The sequence below is a fragment of the Vibrio sp. 1F169 genome (genome assembly GCF_041439605.1).
GTDB lineage: Bacteria > Pseudomonadota > Gammaproteobacteria > Enterobacterales > Vibrionaceae > Vibrio > Vibrio tasmaniensis_A.
The window spans coordinates 1-4822 of the sequence record NZ_JBGOOI010000099.1 but is presented as its reverse complement, the minus strand read 5'-3'; the positions used below and the strand labels follow the sequence as shown (position 1 = coordinate 4822).

The window sequence follows — 4822 nt, the reverse complement described above, 5'->3', positions numbered from 1 at the left end:
TTCGAGAAGTATTGCATAAGGGTTGGCTTTAGGGTCAACCCTTTTTATTGTAAAAATCTTTCTCGAAGCGAAGCGCTCTATAGGACGAAGTCCGTGCTCGCATCTTTCTTCTAAAAAATAGAACGTCCAATACGCTCAGAGAGCAATTCTAAAGCCTGAGTTCCCGCCAGTGAATTACCCGACGCGTCCAGTTCTGGAGACCACACCGCGATCGTCATTTCGCCAGGAACAATTGCTATAATCCCGCCACCGACACCAGACTTTCCTGGCATACCAACACGATAAGCAAACTCTCCCGCCCCATCGTACAAACCACATGTTGCAAGCAAAGCATTCAGCTGTTTGGTTTGAACTGGCGTGATGATCTCTTTCTTGGTCTGAACCGACACACCTTTGTTCGCCAAATAGCTAAAGGTTTTCGCCAAGTCCACACAGGTCATTTTAAGCGCACAAGCATGGAAGTAGTTATTCAGTACGGGGATAACATCATTCTCAAAATTACCAAACGAACGCATCAAATAAGCGATAGCAGCATTACGATCGCTGTGCATCATCTCAGAAGCCGCCACAACCTTGTCATACACGATATGTGTATCACCTGATAGCTGACGGACAAATTCTAATAAACGGTGTCTTGGTGCTGATAGACGGCTTTGTAATAAATCGGCAACGACAATCGCGCCAGCATTAATAAACGGGTTACGAGGGATGCCGTGTTCCATCTCAAGCTGAATCATCGAGTTAAAGGCTTGTCCTGAAGGCTCCTTTCCAACGCGTTGCCAAATTTCTTCCGGCTTATACAACACCATCGCCAACGTCAGGCTTAAAGCTTTAGAGATTGATTGCACGGAAAAGGCTTCATCGGCATCGCCAGCTTGAATAACTTCACCTTCATTGGTGTATACCGCAATCGCCAGTTTCTGGTTCGATACACGAGCCAATGCAGGAATATAATCGGCGACCTTTCCCTGACCAATTAAAGGGCGAACTTCATCTAAAATCTCGGCCAAAATAGCTTGAGTTGGTTTCATGTGAGCTTACTTCTTATTGTTATTTTTGTAGGGGGTGTGACATTACTTTCTGTCCTTAAACCTTTATCGTAAAAAAGCCTAAGGACAAAAAAGCCAACACTACAATAATGTTGGCTTTTATCAATCCCATAAAGTGTAGGGGTTAATCCTAAGTCGGATTCACCTTCACTTAATTTGATTCGGAATTACTTAGTACGCTTGAACTTAATGTCCCAAACACCATGACCTAAACGGTGGCCACGAGCTTCAAACTTAGTCAGTGGACGCTCGTCTGGACGAGGAATGTAATCACCATCTTCAGCGATATTATCGAAACCTGGAGCTACGTTCATCACTTCAATCATATGTTCTGCGTAGTTTTCCCAGTCTGTTGCCATGTGGAAAATACCAGTATCAAGTTGCAGCTTACCGCGAACCATCTCTGCAAACTCAGCCTTAACGATACGACGTTTGTGGTGACGAGCTTTATGCCATGGGTCAGGGAAGAACAGTTGCAGTGTATGCAGGCTGCTGTCTGGGATCATGTGTTCAAATACTTCTACTGCATCGTGACACATCACACGCAGGTTAGTTACGCCAGCATCGCGAGCTGTACCTAAACACGCACCAACACCTGGGCTGTGAACTTCAATACCTAAGAAGTTTTTCTCAGGCGCATTCTTTGCCATTTCAACCAGTGATGCACCCATACCGAAGCCAATTTCTAGTACAACAGGGTTGTCGTTGCCAAACACTTCTTTCCAATTAAGAAGTTCTGGGTTGTAGTCGATACCCATTGTTGGCCAACATTCGTTCATCGCGTTTTCTTGGCCTTTTGTTAAGCGGCCTTCGCGGCGAACAAAACTACGGATCTTACGAACCAGTTTGCCGTCTTCAGTATATTCGTTAGTGGTCACTTCACTCATTGATTTTTGCCTGCACATTGATTAATCAAAGCGGGGATTATCCAAAGAATTGCCTCCGGTGCAAGTCTTTCCGTGGATAAATTCCCACACAATTTGTCTGTTTTACATCCAACCGTAAGTGTGGTGCAATTTCACTCCTAATAATAGCAAAGCATAGAGCATGACGTGACTCCTTTCGCAACCGCCATATTAAAGTGGTATGACGCCTTTGGGCGCAAAGAATTACCTTGGCAACAAAACAAAACCGCCTACACCGTTTGGCTATCTGAAATCATGCTTCAGCAGACTCAAGTGGCCACGGTGATTCCATACTACCAGCGATTTTTAGAACGCTTTCCAACGGTTATTGACCTAGCGAACGCCGAACAAGATGAGGTGCTGCACTTATGGACAGGGCTTGGCTATTACGCGCGAGCTCGTAACTTACATAAAGCAGCCAAGATCGTTGCTGAGCAATATGATGGTGAATTTCCGCTTTCTATCGAAGAAATGAACGCGCTACCGGGTATTGGACGCTCTACTGCCGCTGCAGTGTTGTCCTCTGTGCATAAACTCCCTCATGCGATTCTTGATGGCAACGTCAAACGCACCTTAGCGAGAAGCTTTGCAGTAGAAGGTTGGCCGGGGCAAAAGAAAGTCGAGAACCAGCTTTGGGAACACGCAGAAGCACACACTCCCAATCAAGATGTTGATAAGTACAATCAAGCCATGATGGACATGGGTGCGATGGTTTGTACTCGTAGCAAACCCAAATGTACGTTATGCCCGATTGAAAGCATGTGTGAAGCTAAGAAGCTCGATAGACAACTCGATTTCCCTGGCAAGAAGCCCAAGAAAGAAAAGCCGATAAAAGAAACATGGTTTGTGATTCTGTACCACAACAATCAAGTATGGCTCGAACAACGCCCTCAATCTGGTATCTGGGGAGGACTATTCTGTTTCCCTCAAAATGAAAACGCAGAGATCGAACATCAGTTAGACCTTCGTTCGATCAAAGACAATGAAACCGATTCGATCAAGACCATGATTGCGTTTCGACATACTTTCAGCCACTACCACTTAGATATCACGCCTGTATTAGTAAAATTAGATAAACAACCAGATTTGATAATGGAAGGGACTAAAGGTCTCTGGTATAACTTATCAAAACCGGAAGAAATTGGCCTAGCCGCTCCTGTAAAGCAGCTTATTGAGAGCCTACCCTTTGAACTGAACGACGTTTGAATCAACGAACGCGATAAGAGGAACCACTATGAGCCGCACTGTATTTTGTGCTCGCCTTCAAAAAGATGCTGAAGGCCTAGATTTTCAACTTTACCCGGGTGACCTAGGTAAGCGTATCTTTGACAACGTATCTAAAGAAGCTTGGGGACAATGGCAAAGTAAGCAAACTATGCTTATCAATGAAAAGAAGCTGAACATGATGGATCCTGAGCATCGTAAACTTCTTGAAACTGAGATGGTTAACTTCCTTTTCGAAGGTAAAGATGTCGTTATTGATGGCTATACCCCGCCTAGCGAATAAGACATTTATTAAAATAAATTTTAATGACATCATGGTTTACGCCGCGATGTCATTTTTGTATGAGGAACTATGAAAAAGCTAAGTTACTTCCTAACAGCCATGTTGTTAACAGGGTGCAGTCGTGAATTTGTCGAAAGCATTTATGATGTTAACTACGAACCAACCAACCGGTTTGTAAGTAATTTGGCAGAACTACCAGGGCAATTTGAAAAAGATACTGGGGCGTTGGATGCTTTGATTAGTAGCTTTTCAGGCAATATCCAAAAGCGCTGGGGCAGCAGTGAAGTAAAGATGGCAGGTAAGAGTAACTATGTGAAATACATAGACAATTATCTAAGCCGTTCAGAAGTTAACTTCAGTCAAGGTATCATAACGGTAGAAACCGTCTCCTTAACAGATCCTAAAAAGCACCTCAAAAATGCGATCATGACGACGCTCCTGACACCCGATGATCCAGCTCATGTCGATCTATTTTCGTCCAAAAGCATAAAGCTAGAAGGTCAACCTTTCCTCTACAACCAAGTCGTAGACCAAGAGAAAAAGCCCATCCAATGGACATGGCGTGCTAACAAATTCGCAGATTACCTGATCGCCAATAACCTAAAAAACAAAGAGGTAGACTTTAAAAAAGCATACTACGTCGAAATCCCAATGGTGGCAGATCATGCGAGCAAACGTAGTTATAAGTATGCCGACATAGTACAACGAGCATCTCAACGCTATGACATCCCTGAAGACTTGATCTATGCAATCATCAAGACAGAAAGCAGCTTCAATCCTTACGCGGTGAGCTGGGCAAATGCTTATGGTCTTATGCAGGTGGTACCTAAAACCGCTGGCCGAGATGTCTTTAAGCTCGTTAAAAAGAAACCTGGAGAACCAAGTCCTGAGTACTTATTCAATCCAGAAAACAACATTGATGCAGGCACCGCATACTTTTACATCCTTAAAAATCGTTATTTAAAAGACGTAAAACACCCAACCACGCTTGAGTACAGTATGATCTCAGCATACAACGGCGGCACTGGTGGCGTGCTCAATACTTTCAGTAAGGATAGAAAGCGAGCAATGCGTGACTTAAATTCATTGCAACCGAGTCAAGCTTACTGGGCACTAACAACGAAACATCCCAATAAAGAGTCGCGCCGATACTTAGAGAAAGTAACAAAATTCAAGAAAGATTTTAACCAAGGTAAAACGTAAGCCTCACTTTTGAATAAAAAAACAACTAACGAACGTTTTTTTTAGTTATTTTCAAAAAAGGTGTTGACGGTTATGCAGAAAATCCGTTTAATAGCGCTCCGTTGCCCGGATAGCTCAGTCGGTAGAGCAGAGGATTGAAAATCCTCGTGTCGGTGGTT

5 protein-coding genes are annotated in these 4822 nt (G+C 43.7%); 3 read left to right on the top strand and 2 right to left on the bottom strand.

Annotated elements, in window-relative coordinates; translation table 11 throughout:
• Nucleotides 1–110 precede the first annotated feature (110 nt).
• Together glsB and trmB are read right to left on the bottom strand one after the other, a co-directional pair.
• Nucleotides 111–1031 (bottom strand): glutaminase B, encoded by a 921-nt coding sequence (glsB, locus tag ACED53_RS21550; protein WP_009847707.1) that lies wholly within the window; start codon nt 1029–1031, stop codon nt 111–113.
• 185 nt (nt 1032–1216) lie between these two features.
• On the bottom strand, nt 1217–1936 hold the full coding sequence (gene trmB / locus ACED53_RS21545) for a tRNA (guanosine(46)-N7)-methyltransferase TrmB (RefSeq protein ID WP_029225544.1): 720 nt from the start codon (nt 1934–1936) through the stop codon (nt 1217–1219).
• 165 nt (nt 1937–2101) lie between these two features.
• On the opposite strand from trmB, the gene mutY reads away from it, so the two are divergent.
• The 3 genes from mutY to mltC all read left to right on the top strand — a co-directional run bounded on the left by mutY (nt 2102) and on the right by mltC (nt 4664).
• A complete protein-coding gene (mutY, locus tag ACED53_RS21540; protein ID WP_017101450.1) occupies nt 2102–3160 on the top strand; it encodes an A/G-specific adenine glycosylase in 1059 nt (352 codons plus the stop codon).
• Nucleotides 3161–3188: 28 nt separating this feature from the next.
• Entirely contained in the window at nt 3189–3461 is a 273-nt protein-coding gene (locus ACED53_RS21535) for an oxidative damage protection protein (protein WP_010435637.1), read from the top strand.
• A gap of 69 nt (nt 3462–3530) precedes the next feature.
• Entirely contained in the window at nt 3531–4664 is a 1134-nt protein-coding gene (gene mltC, locus ACED53_RS21530) for a membrane-bound lytic murein transglycosylase MltC (RefSeq protein ID WP_017101451.1), read from the top strand.
• The last annotated feature ends 158 nt before the right edge of the window (nt 4665–4822 follow it).